This window comes from Cupriavidus sp. GW821-FHT07C08, from assembly GCF_059419025.1.
Map to the genome: position 1 here is coordinate 1 of NZ_JBWKQZ010000023.1, position 21,721 is coordinate 21,721.

The window sequence follows — 21,721 nt, forward strand, 5'->3', positions numbered from 1 at the left end:
CGAACTACAGCCGACACTGTTGTGCGAGCTGGCGTGCGTCCGAGTAGTCTCACTATTTCGGTATCTGCAGTCTCACAAATCCGTCCCAGTCTCACCAATTCCGTCTTCCCCCACTCGCAAGGAAATTGTGGTATATAAGTAACTTTCTGTGAGCTAGGCGGCACTGGATATGCATGGCAACATCACAATCCGGCATGTAGGTATCGGCCTTTGATGCTTTTTTTATAGTATTGTTTAGGCATGCACACCAAAGGGTTCTTATGATGCAGAAGACGATGCTCCCTCTTGCGATGCACCCCAGCGACTATAACCGGCTCGCTGAGGCGGCCGCGGCTGCCGGATATTGTGTCGAAGACTTCGCTTTACTTTCCCTTCATCGAATCAGTGACGCATACCTGATGGCGGGGGATGGGCCCATGAAAGTAATGTTGCCACTGCCTCGTGCAGCTAGTTGGGCTGGAGTCGAAAACCGTCTATCCGCCCACGTTGTTCCCAAAGTCGCGTAGCCTGCCATTCCGTCTACGATGGGTGCAGAGTGCGCGAGAGTGCGCGGTAGACCTGCCAACGGGTTTCCAACGTTGGAAGGGCGTTGGACAAAGCAGGTATCCTTTGCCATACTGCAGAGCAAGGGAAAGATTATGGTTACTCTCACCGAATATCCTCAACTCCGCATGCTCCTATGGAATCGTCCTGGTACGACTAAGCTGGACGACAGGGAGGCACTCGCCGTTTACGAGGCGAACTGGCGCCACGTGGATGCGCCGCATATGACTCCCAAGGAGAGAACCCTCGTGAAGCGGCTCGCACGCCAGTTTGGTCACGGGGTGCTTCTTGTTTAAGCGCGAGCACCATCAGCGCATTGCAGCCTTGCTGTCCAAACTGGATGGTAAGTTGTTGCGTGAGTGCGATACTTATTTTGCAGGTGGGACTGCGATTGTCCTTTCGCCCGGCCTGGAAGAGTATCGCGAGTCCGTCGACGTCGATTTTCTCTGTGGATCTTCGGAAGGCTACCGGAAGTTGCGCGAAGCGATTCGCGAAAAGCCTGGGCTCCAAGGCGTCGCTACTAGCGACATCGAGCTGATGCGGGAAGTAAAGACCGATCAATACGGCATTCGGACGTTCGCCGCTCTCGACGGAGTACCGCTGAAGTTAGAGTTCGTCCTGGAGGGCCGCATCCAGATCGAGGGAGAGCTCGAGCCAGCCTTCGGTGTTCCTGTCCTGAGTCGTTCGGACATGTATGCGGAGAAGCTGCTGGCGAACGATGACCGCCAGGGCGACCGGCAGAGCATGCATCGCGACATCATTGACCTGGCAATGATGATTGAAGGATGGGGAAGCATTCCAGCGGAGGCGCTTACCAAAGCCGAAGGCGCATACGGGAATGCCATCCTGAAATCCTTCGCACGGGCTACGGAAACGCTCAGCACCGACCGAGAGTACTTGGCTTCCTGCATCGAAAATATGCAGATGGACCCCGAATTGGTCCATCGTATTCCGGCAATCTTAGAGGCGGAACTCCATCGCCTCTCGCCTGCGCACGCGCGATTGGCGCCCCCGCCACCCGCCTCAGAGTTGATCGACCAGTCCGAGCCCCTTCGGAATTTCCTGGCAGAAATCAATGCCACAGTGCAGCAGGGCAATTACGAATCTGGGCATTACCTAGGGCGAATCCTCTGGGCTGATGCCCGCTGCCTAGTCCAAGACGTTGGCAGGGGTATCGTCGTCCTCCATCCAACTGAGCATTGGCATGCACCGCCCGCCAAAGGCACTTATGCCCGAGTCCATTACCAGCATGGCGTTCCAGATTGGACCGATGTGGATCTGAGCCGCAGCATCACGTTGCAGAGGTAGCGCGCCGGGGCTGGCATGACGTCGAAATTTCCAACGTTGGAAACTAGCGGACCAATGCACGCACGCCCCTTGCGCCCTATGTATGCGATATATAAAGCATTGCAGTGCAACGCATCAATTGGGCTCAAGGAAGGTGTCTGCTGTGCCGAAAGACAATGCAAAGACAAGAAAACAAGCTTTAGAAATCTATAGCCTTGCCAGCATCGTGTGTGCGTGCTTTGCCATCGCTGCTGGGATGGCCGGTCGTCGTATCAAGCGCCGGAGAGTTGTCCAGGAGCAGATCGCGCACATTGACAGGTTGCTCGAGGCGCGTTCGACAGGTTCGCTACAGTCAAGAGAAGGCCCCATGCTGATCGCTCTATTTGTCCTTGGTGCCCTCCTCGTATCGATAGTTGCCCTCCAGCTCCTCGCCCCCTTAGGCTCTTATGGCCTCACCGAATTGTCGGAACTGGCGCAGCTACACTTCGCCGTTGAGACCTTCCTGAGACCACATATCAGGCGCGGAACTCCTCTTCGCGGCTGGCATCTGAACCGAGCCAGGAGGATTGCAGCGCGACGGGAACGACGCTTACAGCGCGAGTCTGCTATTGCGGAGGAGCACCACAAGAAGACCGTGGCCATCCAACGGTTGCGCTCTCGCTACGGCAAGAGGGGGGATTAATCCCTCCATGACCGACTATGGGCGCTGATTTTTCAGGGCGCTTGCCGGCAAAGGCGCCGACAGCGCCGTCGGCCAAGCACAGCTTAGTTCTCGCGCCCAGCCCTGCCTAGCAGCTAGCGCCCGTCGCCCAAAAAATTTCCAACGTCAGAAATCCCGCGCCAATGCCCGACCCCCTCGACCGGTTTTGTAAGCGCACTCCAGGGGGGGTATCCCGCGCTAGCCGACCATATTCAAGCTTGCGCGAGCGAAGATAGTGGACCGACACCGAGCGAATACGACGTGTACGGGGCACGAATGGATACCGGCTTACGAGTGGCTGGCCAGCCAATTTGGCGCTACGTGAAGAACGGGTTTCATATTTGCGAGAGCGCGCCAGGGAGTCGTACCTGTTTCCGTTGGGTCGAGCTTGATCCTGATCCCGCACCGATCGCTTCCCTACGTGCTGCTGGCATCGACAAGTGGTACGAACGAGAAGAAGATCGCGAGTTTTGACGAAACGAGGCGCAAGGCCGAGGGGACGCACGCCGCGAGTTTCACACACCAGATAATCCGTCCTTGACAGCGTTTATGAACGCCGCACTATTTCCATCCAGTGCAGAGCGCCTTCATGGCTGCTTTTTCCAACGTCAGAAGAAGGGCGGAAGGGCAGACGCAGTGATTAAGAAACTCTCACTGGCAGCTGGCCAATTCGCCAATATCATTTATGGAGAATCGTATGTCCCAAACCACCAAGAACCAGAAGCCCAGCATTGCTGTCTGGCTGCTTCGCTGCAGAGCCTCCTTGCTGGCGTCGCCCTTGCTCACGACATGGGTGTCTTGAAGCGCGAGCCAGAAGTTGGGCACTCGGCGCATTGACCAACGTGACGAAGCCTGGCCATCAGGAGTGCGAGCATGGCCCAACAGGCAGACTGAGATACATCGATGACACAGCACCTGACAATGACTCCCACGGATATGCATTCCGAACTGGCGGCCGCCGCATGCCGGTATGCGGCCATGAGCCCGTCAGATTTCGAGGGCGATACCCTCTTCGTGAGCTCGACCAAGCTGAGGGATCTAGGCATGATCGCCAGCGAAACGTGGGCTCGCGTCCCTGCCGGTGGTGCTGTCCGCGTCCGTCGCACGGTCGACGGCAAGCTGCAAGCACGGGTCACGCTGCCGTGGCAGGCTGCTACCGACGATCCGGGACTGGCCTTACACTGTGCCCGGCCTGCCGATCGAACCATCTGACAATTTGCGCGTGCGCCATCGGCGCTCTGACCGTCCATCGGGAATAGGTTGCGAGGACTGTGAATACTAGTTCGGCGCGCTCTCCGGCCTGATCGGATGTCATCCGGCCAACGGGCCCAATGAAGAGAAAACGCCCCTGTTGGGGAATCAGCGGCGCACCTGGAGGCGCCCCGCACCGGCAGCCGGAGGGAATCAAAGTCGATGGACCAGAATCGGGGATGGATCGTGCGCAGTGGCAACGACTACCTGTGCCCGACAGGGGGCGACGTGGGATTCACCGCCAAACTCAGTGAGGCCGGTGCGTTCGCCTCGCACGAGGAGGCCGAGCAGGCGGGGCAGGACCACTGCGACCCGGGCTATGTCATCCTGCGCGACCCGCGCTGAGCTAATCGCTTGCCCCATTTCTGACGTTGGAAAAAGTGACGCCCCCCCGGCGATCGACGCCACTGAAAACGCCCCTGGCGGGCAGACAGCGCCCGGGAGGGCCGACGATGGAAGACGACCGTAGCTGGGACAAGACAGACTGGAAGGCGCGCGCGGAAACGCTGGCTACCTTGCTGGACGGCTTCCGTGACGACGCACGCCGCTCCGGCATCTACTGTCGCTGGCGGAGCCGCATGCCGACGGCTGGCGCATCGAGCTGCCCGGCGACATGCCATTCGAGCGGGCGATCGACACGGACATGCAGACGCGGGCCGTGATCGCAGACCTGCAGCGCAGCGCTCGGGGTGACCAAAGCAACGCGGAATGACGAAAACGCCCCCAGGGCACAGGAGAAACCGATGGACGGATTCCAGAGAGAGGTGCGCACGTACCTGCGCACGCCTGACGAAGTGGCACACGAAGCCGAGGCGGCACAGGCCCGCGCGAGCGGCACGGTGTATGCCGGCCCGGAGGGATTGAAAACCCTGATGGATTGCCGACTGAGAACAGAGAAAAGCGCCCCACGGGGCAGGGGGAAGGATCGCGGGCTCGATCGCCGTGGCCGCCATTCACGATCTACAAGTGAACAATTTCACGTTCGGGGGGTTCCCTCAGGTTCTTATAGTGGAACCTGCCGACGAGACCTTCACGGTTCATTTGAGCTTTGAACGTAAGGACCAGAAGGCTCTTGCGACGCTGCAACTCACGCGCAAAGAGGCCTTTGCGACGGCGAAGCACTTCAACAAGAACAAGGGCGCCGTACATGACCCCGCCATTTTCAAGCGGGTGCAAGACGCGTTAGTAGGCCTCGAGGGACAAACGTCTGGTTGGTGGCGCTAGATCAACAACAGAAAAAACGCCCCGAGGGGCAGGGAGGAAAGCATGAGTGGTTTTCAACGCGAAGTGCGCCGCGACATGCGCACGCAGGCTGAAATCGACGCTGAGCGCGCCGACGAGGCGCGGCGCGCGCCAAGCATCTCCTATGTCGAACTCACCGCGGCGTTGGAGCGCCAAATCGACAGCTGCCGGAAGTTCGCGGCATCAAATGGGACCGAGGCGAGCCGACTGAACCAGTACCTCATCGCCGGCGGGTGTTTCGACCTCTGGAACGATGTTACGGCCAGCCAGCAGAGCGTGGGCGACCAGGAACGGCTGCGCGCGCTGGTCGACGCGGTTCGGACTGGTAGGTAGGCGGAACCGCCATCCGGGCGGTTTTTTCGCCACAGGCCACCATGCCGATAACGGCTAAACGCCCAAAATTTCGACATCGAGCGCTTCTTTGAAATGGACACCTGCTCGAAACATCGGAGAGACCACCGTGCGTAACGTTCTTAGGGTTGTGAATGCCATCGTCTGGTTCGCCTGGTTCTGGAGTTCCGCGCGCGAACATTTGGACGACGTAGGACGTGTAGTCGGCAACGCTTTAATTCCCCTATTTTTTGCGGGTGATCGATATCCTCCTATGGAAGTGGCGAGCAACTCCCCGCCGACGGGACGACGACACTGCCAAGTAGGCTCCAAGCCGCCGCGGGCGGCTTTTTCGTGTTCCGCCTTCATGCCGATAACTGAATTTATTCAGACAAGGACGAGGATCCCCAGGCAGACCTGTAGGGGTCGCTCCCAAGGTTGACGATTTGGCGTAGCGTGGGATGGGAGCAGGGCGGTCACGAGGCTCGCAATGCCGCTAAGTCGTATTAGCGGCATTGACGTTAATGGGCTAAAATCGAGGTTCTGCCACTTTGGCCATACGTGTGTGCGCTAACGTGCACAGTCCGGTCCGCGCATTGGACCGTCCAAAGGGAGCCGCCATGAACCGAGACGAGGTGTTGCACACGCTGCCAAGCGACGATGAATTCCGCGCCGCGCCAAGCTACCGCCAGCAGGCGATCGTCGCCGAGCTGATCGGGGCGGTGCTCGATCAGCTCGAGCGCGCGCAGCGCGACCCGGATCGCTGGGAGGCCGAGCACCTGGCACAGGCCATCGGCTACCTGTTGTCGGACTGGTACTTTGCCGCGACGGCCGCCGCCGTCAAGGCGCTGGCGCCTGCCAGCGAGCGCGCCGAACCGCACGCCTGGGCGAGAACCGACGACACGGTGACCACGCGCGCGCTGCGCGCCGCGCTCGCCTACGCGGCGGGCAAGCCCGCGCGCGATAGCTAACGCCAAACCGATCGCAATACGATGGCCAACCGTCCCCAGACCCTGACCACGCCGGCGCCGCGCCAGTATTCCCGCACCGAGTTCGCGGCGCTGCGCGCCTGGGTGCAGGGAATTCCCGTGGCCACCGTCGCGCGCCAGTACCTGGACGCCGGCGCGCTGGCCGACCTTGCGGATCCAGCTGACGCCGCGCTGGCCGACCCCGAGCGCTTCCTGCGCACGATGCGCGACGACCTGGTGCGCCTGGCGATCCTGCACGGCTCGCCGGTGCTGGCCGAGCACCTCAAGGCGTCGATCGCGCGGCATGGCCACGCGCGCCTGGGTGCGGCGTCGCTGCGGCTGGTCGAGCAGGCCGCGCGCCTGGCGGTGGCCGTGCCGGCGCCCGCGCACGCGGTGGGTCTGTGGTTCCGTCCGCTGGTGGCGCAGCGCCTCACGGGCGCCAATATCGCCACGCTCGCCGACCTGGTCGGCTGGATCAACGTGCGCGGGCCCGCGTGGTGGCGCGCGCTGCCGCGCATCGGCCCGGGCCGCGCGCGCGCGCTCGTGGCCTGGCTGCGCCGGCACGAAGGGTCGCTCGGTCTGGCAGTGGACGCCGACGTGCGCGAGGACGCGCCACCGGAACTGGCCGTGGCGGTGAACGAGCGCATCGAGCTCGCACCGGCAGGGCAGGGCGACAGCCCGACACGACGGCTCGTGCCGCTCGAGCGCATGGCGCTGCCACACGCGCTGTCCGGCGAGCGCGGCTCCAACCGCGCGGCACTGTTCCCGTATGTGCGGGCGCGCCACGACCTCGACGCGGTGCGCGCCTACCTGGCAGGCTTCAGCGGGCAGGATGCCACCCAGCGCGCTTACCGGCGCGAGCTCGAGCGCCTGCTGCTGTGGGCTGTCGCCGAGCGCGGCGTGGCGCTGTCCTCGCTGACGGTCGAGGACTGCGAGGCCTACAAGCGTTTCCTCGCCGCGCCGTCGGCCGCCTTCACCGGCGCGCCAGTGTCGCGCGCCTCGGGCCGCTGGCGCCCGTTCGCGCCGGGCGGCCTGTCGCCGGCGAGCCAGCGCTACGCGGTGCGCGCGCTGCGCGCCGCCTTTGACTGGCTGGTCAACGTGCGCTACCTGGCCGGCAACCCGTGGCGCGCGGTGCGCGACCCGGTCGCGGTCAAGCGCGCGGCGCCGATGCGGGTCGAGCGCGCGCTGCCGCTGGACCTGTGGACACGCGTGCGTCACGAACTGGGGGCCCGTGCGGGTGACGCGGGAGACGAAGCCGAGCCGCAGGCCGCGCGATGGCGGGCCGCCCGGGCGCTGCTGCTGCTGATGGGCGACGCCGGCCTGCGTGTGGCCGAGGCCGCGGCGGCGACCCGCGAGGCGCTGACCTGGCTGCCGGCCGATGGCGAGGTGCCCGCGACCTGGTGGCTGGGCGTGGTCGGCAAGGGCAGAAAGGAGCGCTTCGTGCCGTTGTCCGATACGTGCGTCGCGGCGCTCGGCGCGCACTGGCGCGACCGGGGACTGGTCTTCGCCGCCGAGGATGCGGTCGGGCCCCTGGTGGCGCCGCTGGTGGTGCCGCCGACGCCGCGGGCGCGGGCCAAGTTCGGATTGGGGGCAGAGGCCGGGATGGAGCCCGACGCGGCAGGGCAGGGCGGCCAAGGCAAGCAACGCGGCCGCTCAGGCTCCAACTCGGGCGGCTACTCGGTGCGCGGCGCACGCGCGCTGATGCGCTGGGCGACCGAGCAGCTGCTGGACCAGCTGCCGGATCTGAGCGAAACCGAGCGCCGCCAGCTGCATGGCACCTCGCCGCACGCGCTGCGCCACACCTTCGGCACCCAGGCAGTGGCGGCCGACATGCCGCTCGACGTGGTGCAGCGCGTGCTCGGGCACGCGTCGCTGCAGACCACCAGCACCTATGTGACCGCCGAGCAGCGGCGGGTGCGCGCCGAGGCGGCGAAGTACCATGCGCGCCTGGCACGGCCGGCACATTGATCGGCCCTGGCCGCTACTGTCTCTTATCGCCGACAGGTCGCGCGTGCGAATGGTACCGCCAGACATTGCCATGCTGGGATCCAGGGATGCCATCCCTCAGACCGTTGGGCGCTTGGTGAAATGATTGGTCCCGGATCGTGGGTTATTAAAGAAAACAATGGGGGCAAGAACAGTGAGCCTGAGATTCTCAGAGGACGGGCCGGTATTCCCGAACACGCTGATTGACGCCATGCTGGATGGTGACGTCGCCTTTCTGTGCGGCGCTGGCGTCAGTGCACCACAGCTGCCGATGTTCGGCGATCTTGTCGCGCAGGTGTATGAACGTCTCGGCGCTGAGAGTACCGCTGGCGAGTGTGTAGCAATTAGGGCTGGACGATACGAAGAAGCCTTGGGCGCCTTGTCGCGACGATTGGTCAACCCTGATTCCTTGTATCGCGAAGTGACAAATGTCCTGTCGCTGCCCAACCCCGATCTGGTCCGCCACGAGATTCTGCTCCGGCTCTCCAGGGCGCGGGACAATCGGATCGTGCTCGTCACAACGAACTTCGACACATTGTTCGAGCGCGCTGTCGAAGAGAGCGAGGGAACTGGCTGTGGGAAGCGTCAGAGCCTCGCCGGGCAGGCACTACCGCCGCCGGGCAGCGACATGTGCCATGGCATCATCCATCTTCATGGACGGATTCTGGATTCCGCGCTGGGCTTGGATGCGACCCCGCTCGTGCTCTCCAGCGCAGAATATGGCGACGCCTACATGCGATCGGGATGGGCTGCGCGCTTCCTGTTCGACCTTGTGCGCTGCAAAACCATCGTGCTCATCGGCTACAGCGCCAGCGATGCACCGGTTCGATACTTTCTGAATTTGCTGGAAGGTGACCGGGACCGGTTTGAAGATCTTCGGACGGTCTACGCGCTCGACGCATATGACGAGCATCCGGAGGAAGCAGATGCGCGGTGGTCGACCATCGCCGTGACGCCGTTGGTCTACCGAAGAGGCCCTGAGGGCGACTCGGACCGGTATGCTGCGCTATGGCGTGACCTCGCGCAGCTTGCCGACTTCGTGGAGCGGCCCCGCGCAGGACGCAAAGCGCGTGCCACCGCCATTCTGCAATCGCCGTTTGCCAGCACCACAGAGTTCCAGCGCGACGAGCTCGAATGGTTGCTGAGCGGAAAGGGCGATCTTTGGGATATTGTGGTCGCCTCCGTAACAGATCCCTCGTGGTTCGACTACTTCCAATCAGCGAAGCTGTGGGCTGCCGACGAAGCTCCCACCGTGATTGCGAATTGGTGCGCCAGGGATCTGACCAGCCAGACACGGGTGGAAGTGGCCATCGCATGGCGAGGCCGCCTGGGACAAGGCCTGCTCGATGCCCTGAATCAGCGATTGTCGTTCCCGCTCGAAACGACACCCCATCCCTGGGCGCTTGCGTGGAGAACCCTCATCAGCTCGTCATATCGCACGGGCGACGCAACCATGCACCAGTATTCCGTTGCGCGGGCCGTTGAGAGCCCCGGACGAACCGACCGTGACCTGCGACAGGCCGTTCGCATCCTGACACCGGAGGTACAAGTGAAAGCGAAATGGCGCATGGACGGCGCCGAGCAACCGGGGGAAGTGCGCTCGCTACGGGACATCCTGCATGTATCGCTGGATCTGGACGACAACAGTGAGATGGCAGACCTCAACGCTGCCGTCCGAGCCCTACCAGGAAGCAGGAAGAGGCTGGCCCAGCTTTGCACGGAAGCGCTCGTGAACGTAGGCTTCTCGGCGATGGAGGTGGACCTGATCAGCCCCGATTGGGACGGCATGGACCGAAGCGTGCCAAGCGTAGAGTCGCATGACCAGAACCAATTTCAGGATGGCGTCGTACACCTATGCGTGCTGCTCACCGATCTTCTGCCGCAACTGGTTGAGGAGGATATCGAGTACGCCCGAAGCCTGGCGCGCTCCTGGCGCAGTCTCCCGGGGACGTTGGGCCAGCGAATGTGGGTCCATGCGCAACGCAATACCGCGCTGTTCGACAGCGACCAGGCAGCCGAGAATATTCTGGCGTTACCGGGCGACGCCTTTTGGTCGATGCGGCGGGAACTGGTTCTCGCACTCAGGGAGCGAATCGGTGGCGCAGACCCGCAGATTATCGAGCAGATTGTCAGGCGGATCCTGGACGAATCCCCCTCGCTGTATGCGGGGTATGACGCGGCGAAAGGGGAGGCAGATTGGCGACCCCAAGCGCGGAGTCACCGGGTCTGGTTGCTCCTGACGCCCATCCGACTGGCCGGCGTACTGCCGGACGTCGGCCACGCCACGCTGGCATCCATTGCGGACCAGTATCCCTTCATCGTGGGTGACTATGAGGAGCAGGATCTTTTCGGCTCCTACATGTCCGGCGTGAGACATGCTTCGGGGGACCCAGCCCCCCTCGCCAGCGCAGTTCCAGAAGCGCGTCTTGACATGGCACGACAGCTCTACAACGAGAGGGATTTCGAGGCGCAAGCGAGCTGGTCGGCTTACTCCCGTGCCGACCCGACCGCTGCGTTCGAAGTTCTCAAGGATGCCGAGCCGACAGCCGAAAACGGCCGGCTCTGGTCGGACTTCCTCAACGCTCTCGTGTCTGCGACGATTCAGGAGGGAACGCGTGCCGGGGTATCGGCGCTCGTGGCCAAGGTGTTCTCCAGACTATGGAATGCCAGCGACGAGTTTCTCGCGCAGCAGTTGTCCCCCCTCAGCCACCTGCTGTCGGCGGCCTGTCAGAGCGCAACGGAGGATGACGGCATAACAAGCGCGTGGTGGGATCGCTTGTGGCGCCTCGCCGAGGCCCATGAGCCCGAAATCAGTCAGGAAGACGCGCCTCACTTCTATGATCGAGTGATCAATAGGCCAACCGGTCGGCTGGTGGAGTGGCTGCTTTCCTCGATGGATCAGCGGCGGGTCACCAGCGGAATATCGGAGTCTGACCAAAGGCGGCTGTCTGCGGTCGTATCGTCCGACACTGTCGCAGGCTGGCTCGGCCGCGGTGTGTGCGCGCGTAACGCGGGGTTCCTGCTTGCGGTTCATCCGCGGCTGGCCTTGCGGGAGTTCAGGCGGCGCTTGGCTCTCGATGGGCTGGAAGGTAAGACGTTGCGCGCCGTGCTGCTTGGTGGTCCTCCACTTGGCTTCACTGGGACACGCGCATTTAAGAAGATAATTTCTGCAGCGTTGTGCGAGACGGTGCTGGTTGACGGTGCTGCGGCCCATGCCGCATCCACGGTGCTATTACCGCTAGTGACTTGGCGCGTGACCCCCAGCACATTGCGATCCCCAATCTCACCCGAAGAGGTAAGAGAGCTGCTGGTTCACGCTCCTCACCCCGTGCTGGGAGGCGCTGCCCATTGCCTGCGCCAATGGGTCGGGCAAATCGCTGGGGGAAATCCTGAGAAGGGGTGGAGCACCTTCATCGGTCCGCTATTCGAATTGATCTGGCCAAACGAGGTACAGTTCAAGAGAGCTGCCGTTTCCAAGGAGCTTGCGGCGCTGTGCGTTGCGGCCGGCGCGGCTTTCCCGGAAGCCTTTCAAGGGGTCCGCCATCATCTTTCTCCGTTGGAGGGAGGGTGGAACGGCATCTATTTCATCAAGTCCGCGAATGTACCGACGACAGCTCCAGGAGCATGCCTGGATCTCCTTTGGTTGATCTGCGGGCCCGCATCGTCGGGGCAGACTGCGGATATGGCCGAGGTCCTCGACCAGATCGTCGCAGCCGATCCCGCATTGGAAATCGATCGACGTTTTCAGTGGCTGGAGCAGCATCGCGCGTTCAGGTATGAGTGAACAACGCCGAACGCAATGGCAGTCGAGACGGCGGCTGGCAATAACATTTGTGAGTATGGTGTTTAAATCAGAATGGGATTATCGGATGGCATTTCAAATTCGCTTGAATTGTGAATATTCAGATTATCGATCCGAAGACTCAAATGATATTAATATCCGATAACTGCTATTATCGGCATGGCGTTTGCTCCCACAGAATGGGCCGGTTTGGAAATCGGTCCGAGCCAATCCCAACAAAAACAAGGAGTTAGCCAATGGCGGAGCCACATCAGGCGTGGGGCACGGTGCGCGCGTACCTGCGCACTGAGACGTTTGACGACATTAAGGAAATCGCCGGACGTGCTGGCGTGAACATGGGGGCGTTAGCCCATCTGCACCAGCGCTCCACCGGGCAGGGCAACGGCGCGACCAAGGGGCAGTTGCTCTCGGCGCTGGATGGCGAACTGGCACGGCTAGCGGAGTCCGATTACCGGCAGGTCGTGGTGTTCATCACCGAAATCTTGCTGGACCGCCGTCGAGAGCTCGCCGGGCCGCTCGCGGATGACTTGGCCCGCCATGGCTGGGGTATCGTCGACACCAAGCTGGTGGCACTGGAGTTGTTTGATCCCGCCGAGTTAGCCGAGCTGCCCGATGCGCCCCGTGCCGAGCTAGCCAAAGCGGCGGCGCGCTTTCGCGATGGCGACCTCGCCGGCGCGATCACCGCCGCATGCGGGGCGGTGGAAACCGTCACCACGGAGATCTACCAGCGTTATGCGCTGGGCGATCCCACCGCGGCAACGTTCCAGGAGCGCTGCAACGTCGCGCTCAGGACCGTGGCCGAGCATGCGCCGGGGCTGCGCGAACTCGGCTGGGATGACGCGTCGCTCAAGCTATTCGTACGGAACCGTGGGGGCGCCTTCCGACAAGGCGCCTACGTCATGCAGACCCTGCGCTCGCAAATGGGCGACGTGCACGGCACCAAGCCCGTGCTCAAGCCGCTGGTGTTCGAGGCGCTGAAGTGGGCCGAGCTGTTCGTGCGCACCCTGACAGTGGCGGCATGAGCTGATCCCAACAAAAACACACTTATGACTACGCTCGACGTCCTCCGCTTCACCGCCTATGGGCACGGCTTCCATGCACGCGGCCCTGGCGTGCGCGCCTGCTTGCTGGAAGCCCAGTGGGACCAGAAGGCCAAGGCCATCACCTGGACCTGGCGCATCCACAGCACCGACATGCAGACGCTGCTGGCCGACGGCCAGGCCGACACGCCGGAGGCGGCTGAGGCCGCCATGCGCGCTTGGCTGGCAAGCGCACCTCACAACCTCGATGGGGCCACTGATGCTGCCACGACTCGATAACGACGTCCTGCAGTCCCTGCTCGACAGCGCCGCGCGCGAATCGTCGGAACTGGACTTCAAATCCGATTTCAACCCGGACAACCCGGACCATCGCCGCGGCTTGATCGATGATGCGTGCGCGTTGGCCAATGCCCGGGGCGGCTGGCTGCTGCTAGGCGTGGCCGAGGAGGCGGGGGCCGCGTCAGGGCTGCCCGGACTGCAGGTGGCCGACCAGGATGCCCTGCGCCGCCGCCTGATCCAGATGGTCGAAAGCGGACTGGAACCGCGGCTATCGGGGCTGCGCATCGAGTGCGTGCCGGTCGATGGCGGTCGACACGTTGTCGGCATTCGTGTGCCGCAGAGCTGGTCCGGGCCGCACCGCACCACCGGTAGCCGGCGCTTCATGGTGCGGGGCGACGGCGGTAACAGCGAGTACGATATTCAGGGCCTGCGCCAGGCCTTTCTGGCGCGGGACCACGCGACGCAGGTATGGGAGGCCTTTCGCAACGGTCGGATCGCGCGGCACTACGCTAATCGTTTGCCGCTGACGGTCCAGGCAGGGCCGGCAGCCCTGATCCACCTGTATCCGTTGAGTGCCACCGATCCCGGCAGCGCGATCGACTTGCAGGCTGCGGCAGCTGCGAGAGAGTTCGAGCAGGTAGAGGTCGTGCATCGACCGCGACCGAACCTGGACGGGATTCTCCGTCGCGGCGAAGATCGCGACGGGGCGTACACGCACTACGTGCAGATCTTCCGTAGTGGCGCGCTGGAAGCCTTCACCAATCTGGATCCCCAATTAGCCGAGCCGGGACTCGCGCTGCCATGGCTGCAGCGCCACGCCGATGAATTGCTGCCGAGATGGCTGCGCGGCTTGGAGGATCTGGGCGTTGCCGGACCGTATCAGTTCGCCGTCACGCTGGTGGGCGTGCGCGGCCTGCGCCCGTTGCACGCCAATGGACGGAATGCGCCCTGGGGCGAGGCCGCGCGGGACGATACCCTGCAACTGCCGGCGTGGTATATCGACCCCGCTGAGATCAACGCTGCCGCGCTTGCAGCTGTGCTGGAAGAGTTCCGGGTGTTGCTGCATCACGCGTTTGGACGGGATGGCATCCGGGACCGGTACTTTTAGCCCGTCGGCGCTGACGTGCGTGACTATCGAGCTGGCGCAGGCATGGATGTGCGCCGGCCATCCCACCGAAGGAGTTTCAATGCCAGTAAGACGCAAGGCTTCCACACTGCCTATCCGGACATGGTGCCTAACCCGAACGCGCACTCCGGTTCCGACCTGGCGACCTGCCGGGTCTGCCACATGTCGTTCGTGACGAGCGAGGCCGCCGACGTGCGCGCCCATGCGGCCGAGCATGCGGCGTTGGCCCAAGGCGGGATGCCATTGGTCGTCCGGGAACTACTCAAGGCAGTGGGTTGGAATCTCGCGCATCGCGATCGCCCGCTCGGCCCACTGCAGGATGATTACACCGCTGAAGACGGCAAGCTCGCCGTCGTCTACGGTTGGTGGATGCGGGCCGCGCTGCGCGGTGTGCCGGCCAGCGATTTCGATGCCTACATGGCCGAGCATTTGCGCCTGTTGGATTCGATCGTCGACGGTACCGACGGCGACGACACGCCACAGCGCCGTGCGACGAAGCGCTGGGAACAGTACGCGGGGTGATGGCATATGAGTGCTAGTTTGTTCGATCTGTATATCGCCGAAACGTGTCCGGAGGAGTACGCTGCGCTGCGCGCGGCCAACGCGCGCTATCACGCGCTGGCGGTGCGCTTTCTCGACGGCGAGGCGGGCGTGAGCGAGGCCGACTGCCTGGCGGCCAAGGATGAAGCGGACCGTGCCGAAGCCGCCGCGCGGGCGGCCTTCCGGCGCGCCTTCAAGTCGCAGGCCGATCCGAGTTAAGGAAAGAAATACCGTGGTACGAAAAGCCATTCCCGACCCCTTGCCGGCGGGCGAGTACCTGGCCACCTGCCGGGAGACCAGCCACATGCTGGCCATCGTGAACGGGCACGAGGAGGTGTTTCCCCAGGCGCGCTGTGTCAGCGACGGCCGCTGGTGCACCTTCTATCGCGACGGCAAGGAAGTGTGGGACTGCAACGCGAGCTATGCCGCTGCCAATTTCCTCATCGAACCGCTCAATCCGGTGCCCGACCGCGAGCCTCAGTCATGACCCTGCCACCACGCCCCAAGACACAACCGATCACCCACCACGTGCCCGAGCAGCTGGTCGAGGCCTTCCTGCAGGCCGCTGACGAGTTTTTCAGCGCTGCCCGAGGTCCGATCGACAAGGAGGAGGGCGAAACCCGCCCGAGCTGGTTGTGATGCGCGCCGGGCCTATGGCGGGCCTGACCCGCGCCCAGTACGCCGCCTACCGCGCCTGGCTGCAGGGCGTTCCGGTGAGCGCTATTGCCAGGCGCTGGCTGGCCACCGATCCGGACGCACTGCCGAGCGACCGCGAGGCGACCGCGATGCTGCACGCCGTGCGCGACCAGCTGGTGCAGCGCGCACACCAGCACGGCAAGCCGGCGCTAGCCGACGCGGTGGCCACGCCCGGGCGCTCCGGCAAGGGCATGGACCGCGCTATCGATGCGGTGGGCCAGCTCGAGGCATTGGGCACGCCGAGTCCCCGGCCGGAGCACGCGGTCACGCTGTGGCTGACCAGCACGTTCGCCCGCCGGCTGCAGGCAGCAGGCGTCACCACGCTGGGAGACTTGATGACGCTGTGCAACGACCGCGGCCGCAGCTGGTGGCGACAGGTGCCGCGCATCGGACCGCTCGCGGCGGCCACCATGATGCGGACGCTGCAGCGCTTCGCGCCGACGCTGGGCCAGCTGGGCGCGCACGTCACGGGCGAGCCGCTGCCGGTGCCGAGCTTAGCCGCACTGCTGCAGCCTGGCACCGGCCTCGCCGTACCGCTCGAGGCGATGCGGCTGCCGCTGGCGCTCAATGGGGCCGCCGGTTCGAATCGTGCCGAGCGCAGCCGCTGCCGGATCGCGGCCGACAACGACTATCAGGCGATCCAGACCTGGCTGTCGCTATGGCCTCAGCACTCGCACTTCAGCGCGCTGTTGTCGGACGATTGCCTCGCCTACCGCGAGTTCGTGGCGCAGCCGCAATTGCCGCCGCGCTGGAGCGGCCCCCGCCTGGCGCGCGACCTCCCGGGCTGGCGCCCGTTCACCGGGCCGCTCTCGCCCAAGAGCCGCCGCTATGCCGAGCAGGTCCTGGCGGCCCTGTGCGCGTGGCTGGTGGGCCGCCACTATCTCGACAGCAACCCGTGGGAGGGGCTGCCGACGCTGCGCGTCGCAGGCCCGGCAATCCACGCCGACCAGGCCGTCCCCGGCGCCCGTGTGGGACGAGCTGGCGGCATGGCTCGATGACCAGGCGCAAGACAGCGCCAGGATGCGCACGTTGCGCGCCGTGATCCTGCTGCTGCGCGACAGTGGCATGCGCTGTTTCGAGTTGGCCGGCGCCAGCTGCGCGGGCCTGCGGCCTGCCATAGGGGAGGGCACGGCCGGGCTCTGGGGGGAATTGCGCATCGTCGGCAAGCGCGAGAAGGAGCGCCATGTGCCCATCAGCCACCGCGCCTACGACGCGCTGTGCGCGCACTGGCACGATCGCGACTTCGCCTGGCCAGCAGCGGGCGACGGGCCATTGCTCGCACCCCTGCCCGGCAAGACGACGCCGCGCGGCCGGGCCAAGGCCGAAACTGGCCGCCGCGGCTATGGCGACCGCGGCCTGCGCAACCTGGTCGACCAGGCGGCCACGGGCTTCCGTGCCTACCTGGAAGCGTATCGGCCGGCCATGCTGGCCGAGGCCAATGTCCTGCACCCGCACGCTTTCCGGCATGCCTTCGGCACCCATGCGACCGAGGCCGGCGTGCCGGTCGACGTGCTGCAGAGCTACATGGGGCACGCCACCCCCGCGACCACGGCGCTGTACAACAAGGCCGGCGCGCGCCGGCGCCGGGCCGAGATAGGGAAGCTGTTTTCGCGTACGCGAAAATCGGCGGAGAACGGATAGCTAGCGGAACGGGATTTTCGCGCACGCGAAAAAAAGCATTTTTCTCCGGGCTCGAGCGAGCGGCCCCGCTCTCTAGGCGGTCTGTTGCAGTCGTGCGATCGAGCCGGGGCGCCTTATTTCGACCGGCCCGCTTTTCCTGGCGGAAGACTGGGCTGCTCCGTCGTAGCCAGGCGCTCCCTTAGGTCCGCAGTCGCACTTTGTGCGGCATCGCGCTCGGCCTTGGCCACGGCAGCTACCTGCTCTGCCGCCGCTCGGGCGGATCGCTCGTTGGCCAGCGCATCACGCAGCGAAGCGGCTTCCCCTTCAACCTTGGCCAGGCTGGCCTTGAGTTCGGTGATGGCCACGGCGGAGGCCTCGGCCGCGCGCTCGGCGCCGGCGAGCTCGGCCTTCGCCACGGCGGTGGCCTGGTCGGCGGCCGCCCGTGCATCGTGCTCGGCCGCCAGGGCGGCGCGCAGTTTCTCAATCTCGGCTTCGAGCGCCGGCACTTGTTCGAGACGCGCATTGGCCACCGCCAGCGCATCGTGGGTGGCCACCGCTGCCGTGCGCTCGCGCGCCGCCTCGGCCCGGGCCTCGGCCGCTTGCTCGGCGGCACCGGCAATGGCCTTGTCGCATTCGGCGCGCACGGCTTCAAGCGCCGCTTCACGCTGCAGCAGTTCGCCCTGCAGCTTGGCCACCTCCTCGGCGATTGCGGCGTTGTCTTCCTCCACCTCGGCGATGCGCGTGGCGGCCACACCTAGGGCCTTTTCCTCGGCGCCGGCAATCTGCTCGCGCAGGATCTGAAGGATGCGCGCATCGATCATGACCGGTGTGGCATCCGTCTGGGCCGGCTGCGAGGCCCGCCAACTCTTGAGATGCGCCAGCACCGCGTTGGGCGAACCACCGCCCAGCTCATTGATCACGGCGCGCACGCTGACCTTGCGGCCGGTCGCTGCCAGCGCTTCGGCGGCGGCGCGTACGTTCTCTGCCGTGACCAGGGGGGATTTCGTTTCCACGTTCGCGTCCTCGTTTTTCTCGGGTTGCTATAAGCATAGCAAATAACGCTACTAAATAACAGTAACGTTATCGATATTTGTTATCTCATTTCGACTGAAGAAGAGAGACTCGCGCCAGCGCCACCTCCTTGACGCGGACGTGACGGGTCGATGGTGTGTTATTTCTGCATCACGGCCGGCGGAGGAGGGGTGTGGGTTGGGGCCTAGCGTCTTGCTGGATCCTCGAACGACCGCAACGAACGCGAAGGTGGGGCAGACGCCTGAAAGAAGGATCGCTCCAGCCGGATGCTGGATCAGCTATGCGCTGCTTCGAGTTGGCCGGCGCCAACTGCGCGGGCCTGGCGGCAGGGGAGAGCACAGCCGGGCTCTGGGGAGAATGCGCACCCCACGCTTTCCGGCATGCCTTCGGCACCCCACTCGACCGAGGCCGGCGCGCCGGCGCCGGGCCGAGATCGGGAGGCTGTTCTCGCGTACGCGAAAATCGGCGGGGACCGGCTGACCGGGTAACCGTTTGAGGACCAGCGGAGCATGGCCGGGTATGAGTGCAGCCTTCTCAGCCTGGCGAACAAGTTCCGCGAATAGCCGCGGGGGCATTCGAGCGTGCCGTTGGGCACGGCGAGAGGCAGCGGGCTCGGCATCGGAAAAGGCCAGCGCTTTTTCCAACGTTGGAAAAAGATGCGATGGGACCTACAAAATCTCCGGAAGATATGAGACCATGAAACTACTTTAAAAATATTAGTTCGGAGGTGTACCAAATGAAGATGCATCGATCGGTGCTCGCAATCGTTGCTGCAAGTGCTATCACGGCGGCGTGTGGGGGAGGGGGTGGCGAAAGTGCTGATACCTCGACTGGAACGACGGTGCCCCCTTCCTTGGTTCCGCCGAAATCGAAAGCAGAGACAACGCTGACGGATGGACTGCTGACCATCACCGGCGCGGGTAGCACGATCAACGGGGTGGACCAAACGGCGATCTCTCGAACGAGCGCCACCGCTGCGTCCAGCGGAATGTTCAATGTGAGCGCCGCGGTAGCTGTCGGCCCAATCGGTACGACGCCGGTTTCGGCTTTTGACACGCTCGACACCGCTGCGTATTGGTCGCTAACGCAGAACGGCTGGACATCCTCGTCATTCTCGTACCAAGTTCAGTACGCGCAGGACGAAACGATCTTCGTCGCGCCCGGAGGCGTCGCCCTGGGTCCGGCCCGTTGGACGATGAAGCTCAACCTGCAAGACGTGGGAGGCAAGCCCGCCAGCGACTATCTGCTTGATGCGGCTGGTAAGCCCCTCCTGGCCAGCTTTGTTCCGACGGAGTTGCCAGCGGGCGTCATGGCCGCATTTCCGTCGTTTGCCCCCACGGCGGCCACCGTGATCACCTCCATTTTTGGCGACCTGGACCCACTGCTTGCTACGGAAGCCGACCTCTACACGCGAAAGTACTGCGAGCAAAGCAAGGGCTCGTCTGCGCGTATTGAGTATCAGGTAGCAGCTGGCGGCGTTCTCAAAGTGTGGGATGCGACGGCAGGCTGCGGTGCCAGTGCAACGCCTGTAGCCGATGGTCAGTGGCAGACGCAGACGCTCCAAGGCAAGACGGTCTATTTGCTCACGTTCCCCACTACGGTGCAATACGAGAACTTCAGCGCCTATGTTCCGGCAGGCGCCTTTGCTCAAGGTGCGATGCGGGCCATCGTCGCCGGCTCGAGCACTGAGCGCTGGAAAATGGGCTACTTCATCCCGAAGGATGTCGCAATTCAATCGAAGCGCCCATTCCTGACCAACACCGCACTCGAGGCCATCCGGAAGGCCGCCTCACTCTAACGTCCTACCCGTGCGTGCTGCTTGACCCCAGCAACGCATTTCTCCCACCCGGCCCCTGTGGCCGGGATTTTTTTTGCCACGATATAAGTCTGCGCGCTATACGGTACTGGTACTGTGCCACCGGCATTGCCATCATCACTGAAACGAAAGATGAAGAACTTCAAATGGGATAAGCGGCAAGCAGCTGCTCGCGGTGTTCACCGCTGTCGTCGTGCTCTCGACGCTGTTGTACTCGCACCGTTGGTTGGCTCTCCAGAGGGATGCCGACGTTATCGCTTTGCTGGCGGCGGAACGCATTCTGTTCCACTGCCGGCATGCGCCTACCTTACTGGAGCACTTCGGCGGCGGGGTTGCGTACGCGTGGTTTTGGTTTTGCGTGGTCCAGCTCGTCGGCTATTGCTATCGAGATTCCAAGCCGATGGCCAAAGGCGAAAGCTGGGCGACGCGTATGGCGATCCTCGGTGTCGCGGCATTCATCGAGTATCTTGTGCTCGGCCCCGACACGCGATTTTCCCCGGTGAACTATCTCGTCGCCGTACTGATGGGGTGGTGGTCCATTGCGCTCCTTTTTCGTCCCGAGGAAACACTGCTACGCGCCATGGAGAGGCCTGTCAGAGCAATGCTCCTCGGGGCCTTGACGCTGTGGCTCGTCGCGAGCGTGTCCTGGGAAGTTAAGCAGCTGACGACCGGTGAAACCACACTCGACTTGGCACTTTCGCAGCTGGCCTTCAGCCTGGCCGGATTAGTGGCAGCCATTGTGCTGATTCAGGCCCGATTCCAAGAGGGTAGGGCCGCGCAGTTGCCTTCCACCCAGCGCGCTTAGTCAGCGCTTGAAGCGGCCGGGCGGCACCGCGCCCGGTCGCTTCACCTTAACCCAGTCCGTCGATCGAACTCCCGATTGATAGGTGCTCCCCGCCCGCTTACAAACCACCCCCTCAAGCCCGAGCGCGAGTACCTGCTGGTAGAGCCATACACCGTCGTCCACAGATGTCACCAGAAGTAGGCCATTGGGCAACGGCGTGAGCAGTCTCTTCAAGGCAGCTCGGCGTCGTTCTATCGGTTCAGCGCGAATGTCTTGACCGCGAACCGCCACCATGTCGAAGACGCAGTACGCTACGTGGTCCGCCCCTGGATACCATCGTCGCCGCATAGCTCTGGCATGCAGCCGATTGAAGTCAGGGCGTCCAATGTCGTCCATGACGACGACCTCCCCATCTAGAATGCTCCCCGAGGGCAGCAGAGCCAGAGCGGCAACGACTTCCGGAAACCAGACGGTGGCGTCCGCCCCCTCTTTGGTCCGCAGGCGAGGGGCGCTGCCTGTAGTGGCCAGGAGCCGGTATCCGTCCAGCTTTAGCTCGTAGGACCAATCAGACCCCCGCGGCAAAGCGCGCTGCTGAACCAGCAGCATTGGTGCTAAATCCTTTAAATCGGGTGCCGGCGGCCGCTTCGTTGGCATGACTTTCGGCCCTCCCTTGCAGCAG

The 21,721-nt window shown here is 63.8% G+C and carries 23 protein-coding genes; 21 read left to right on the forward strand and 2 right to left on the reverse strand.

The window, feature by feature from the left end:
- Positions 1–831: 831 nt before the first annotated feature.
- From AC07UK_RS25320 to AC07UK_RS25410, 19 genes are all read left to right on the forward strand, one after another.
- Positions 832–1,851: a nucleotidyl transferase AbiEii/AbiGii toxin family protein gene (locus tag AC07UK_RS25320; protein ID WP_479947397.1), complete on the forward strand. Its 1,020-nt coding sequence runs from the start codon at positions 832–834 to the stop codon at positions 1,849–1,851.
- Positions 1,852–1,993: 142 nt separating this feature from the next.
- Entirely contained in the window at positions 1,994–2,512 is a 519-nt protein-coding gene (locus AC07UK_RS25325; protein ID WP_494686611.1) for a hypothetical protein, read from the forward strand.
- Positions 2,513–3,079: 567 nt separating this feature from the next.
- Positions 3,080–3,367, forward strand: a complete 288-nt coding sequence (locus AC07UK_RS25330) for a hypothetical protein (protein WP_494686610.1) — start codon at positions 3,080–3,082, stop codon at positions 3,365–3,367.
- A gap of 66 nt (positions 3,368–3,433) precedes the next feature.
- Positions 3,434–3,742, forward strand: a complete 309-nt coding sequence (locus tag AC07UK_RS25335; protein ID WP_479947392.1) for a hypothetical protein — start codon at positions 3,434–3,436, stop codon at positions 3,740–3,742.
- Positions 3,743–3,943: 201 nt separating this feature from the next.
- A complete protein-coding gene (locus AC07UK_RS25340; protein ID WP_494686609.1) occupies positions 3,944–4,126 on the forward strand; it encodes a hypothetical protein in 183 nt (60 codons plus the stop codon).
- Positions 4,127–4,789: 663 nt separating this feature from the next.
- Positions 4,790–5,005 carry a hypothetical protein gene (locus AC07UK_RS25345; protein WP_494693894.1) on the forward strand — a complete coding sequence of 72 codons (216 nt, stop codon included), beginning with the start codon at positions 4,790–4,792 and terminating at the stop codon, positions 5,003–5,005.
- Between the two features lie 42 nt (positions 5,006–5,047).
- On the forward strand, positions 5,048–5,356 hold the full coding sequence (locus tag AC07UK_RS25350; RefSeq protein ID WP_494686607.1) for a hypothetical protein: 309 nt from the start codon (positions 5,048–5,050) through the stop codon (positions 5,354–5,356).
- A gap of 617 nt (positions 5,357–5,973) precedes the next feature.
- Complete coding sequence (locus tag AC07UK_RS25355) at positions 5,974–6,324, forward strand: hypothetical protein (RefSeq protein ID WP_494686606.1); 351 nt, start codon at positions 5,974–5,976, stop codon at positions 6,322–6,324.
- Positions 6,325–6,345: 21 nt separating this feature from the next.
- Positions 6,346–8,289 carry a site-specific integrase gene (locus tag AC07UK_RS25360; protein WP_494686605.1) on the forward strand — a complete coding sequence of 648 codons (1,944 nt, stop codon included), beginning with the start codon at positions 6,346–6,348 and terminating at the stop codon, positions 8,287–8,289.
- Between the two features lie 124 nt (positions 8,290–8,413).
- Positions 8,414–12,091 (forward strand): SIR2 family protein, encoded by a 3,678-nt coding sequence (locus tag AC07UK_RS25365; protein WP_494686604.1) that lies wholly within the window; start codon positions 8,414–8,416, stop codon positions 12,089–12,091.
- Between the two features lie 254 nt (positions 12,092–12,345).
- Positions 12,346–13,131 carry a hypothetical protein gene (locus AC07UK_RS25370; protein WP_494686603.1) on the forward strand — a complete coding sequence of 262 codons (786 nt, stop codon included), beginning with the start codon at positions 12,346–12,348 and terminating at the stop codon, positions 13,129–13,131.
- A gap of 24 nt (positions 13,132–13,155) precedes the next feature.
- On the forward strand, positions 13,156–13,428 hold the full coding sequence (locus AC07UK_RS25375) for a hypothetical protein (RefSeq protein ID WP_494686602.1): 273 nt from the start codon (positions 13,156–13,158) through the stop codon (positions 13,426–13,428).
- Positions 13,409–14,536 carry an AlbA family DNA-binding domain-containing protein gene (locus AC07UK_RS25380; RefSeq protein WP_494686601.1) on the forward strand — a complete coding sequence of 376 codons (1,128 nt, stop codon included), beginning with the start codon at positions 13,409–13,411 and terminating at the stop codon, positions 14,534–14,536. The genes AC07UK_RS25375 and AC07UK_RS25380 overlap by 20 nt, the downstream gene beginning before the upstream one ends.
- Positions 14,537–14,578: 42 nt before the next feature.
- Positions 14,579–15,076 carry a hypothetical protein gene (locus tag AC07UK_RS25385; protein WP_494686600.1) on the forward strand — a complete coding sequence of 166 codons (498 nt, stop codon included), beginning with the start codon at positions 14,579–14,581 and terminating at the stop codon, positions 15,074–15,076.
- A gap of 6 nt (positions 15,077–15,082) precedes the next feature.
- Positions 15,083–15,313, forward strand: coding sequence for a hypothetical protein (locus AC07UK_RS25390; protein WP_494686599.1), 231 nt, complete (start codon positions 15,083–15,085; stop codon positions 15,311–15,313).
- A gap of 13 nt (positions 15,314–15,326) precedes the next feature.
- Positions 15,327–15,581, forward strand: a complete 255-nt coding sequence (locus AC07UK_RS25395) for a hypothetical protein (RefSeq protein WP_494686598.1) — start codon at positions 15,327–15,329, stop codon at positions 15,579–15,581.
- Positions 15,578–15,733 (forward strand): hypothetical protein, encoded by a 156-nt coding sequence (locus tag AC07UK_RS25400; RefSeq protein ID WP_494686597.1) that lies wholly within the window; start codon positions 15,578–15,580, stop codon positions 15,731–15,733. Before AC07UK_RS25395 ends, AC07UK_RS25400 begins: the two co-directional genes overlap by 4 nt.
- A complete protein-coding gene (locus AC07UK_RS25405) occupies positions 15,733–16,788 on the forward strand; it encodes a phage integrase family protein (RefSeq protein ID WP_494686596.1) in 1,056 nt (351 codons plus the stop codon). The genes AC07UK_RS25400 and AC07UK_RS25405 overlap by 1 nt, the downstream gene beginning before the upstream one ends.
- Complete coding sequence (locus AC07UK_RS25410) at positions 16,757–17,431, forward strand: tyrosine-type recombinase/integrase (protein WP_494686595.1); 675 nt, start codon at positions 16,757–16,759, stop codon at positions 17,429–17,431. The genes AC07UK_RS25405 and AC07UK_RS25410 overlap by 32 nt, the downstream gene beginning before the upstream one ends.
- A gap of 113 nt (positions 17,432–17,544) precedes the next feature.
- Here AC07UK_RS25410 and AC07UK_RS25415 read toward each other — a convergent pair whose 3' ends face one another.
- A complete protein-coding gene (locus tag AC07UK_RS25415; RefSeq protein ID WP_494686594.1) occupies positions 17,545–18,423 on the reverse strand; it encodes a DNA-binding protein in 879 nt (292 codons plus the stop codon).
- A 755-nt stretch (positions 18,424–19,178) separates the two neighbouring features.
- On the opposite strand from AC07UK_RS25415, the gene AC07UK_RS25420 reads away from it, so the two are divergent.
- Complete coding sequence (locus AC07UK_RS25420) at positions 19,179–20,240, forward strand: hypothetical protein (RefSeq protein WP_494686593.1); 1,062 nt, start codon at positions 19,179–19,181, stop codon at positions 20,238–20,240.
- A 193-nt stretch (positions 20,241–20,433) separates the two neighbouring features.
- Entirely contained in the window at positions 20,434–21,063 is a 630-nt protein-coding gene (locus AC07UK_RS25425; protein ID WP_494686592.1) for a hypothetical protein, read from the forward strand.
- On the opposite strand, the gene AC07UK_RS25430 is transcribed toward AC07UK_RS25425, so the two are convergent.
- The gene (locus AC07UK_RS25430) at positions 21,064–21,696 is read right to left on the reverse strand and encodes an ATP-dependent DNA ligase (RefSeq protein WP_494693897.1); all 633 of its coding nucleotides are present in this window, start codon (positions 21,694–21,696) and stop codon (positions 21,064–21,066) included. It lies immediately after the preceding gene.
- Between the last annotated feature and the right edge of the window lie 25 nt (positions 21,697–21,721).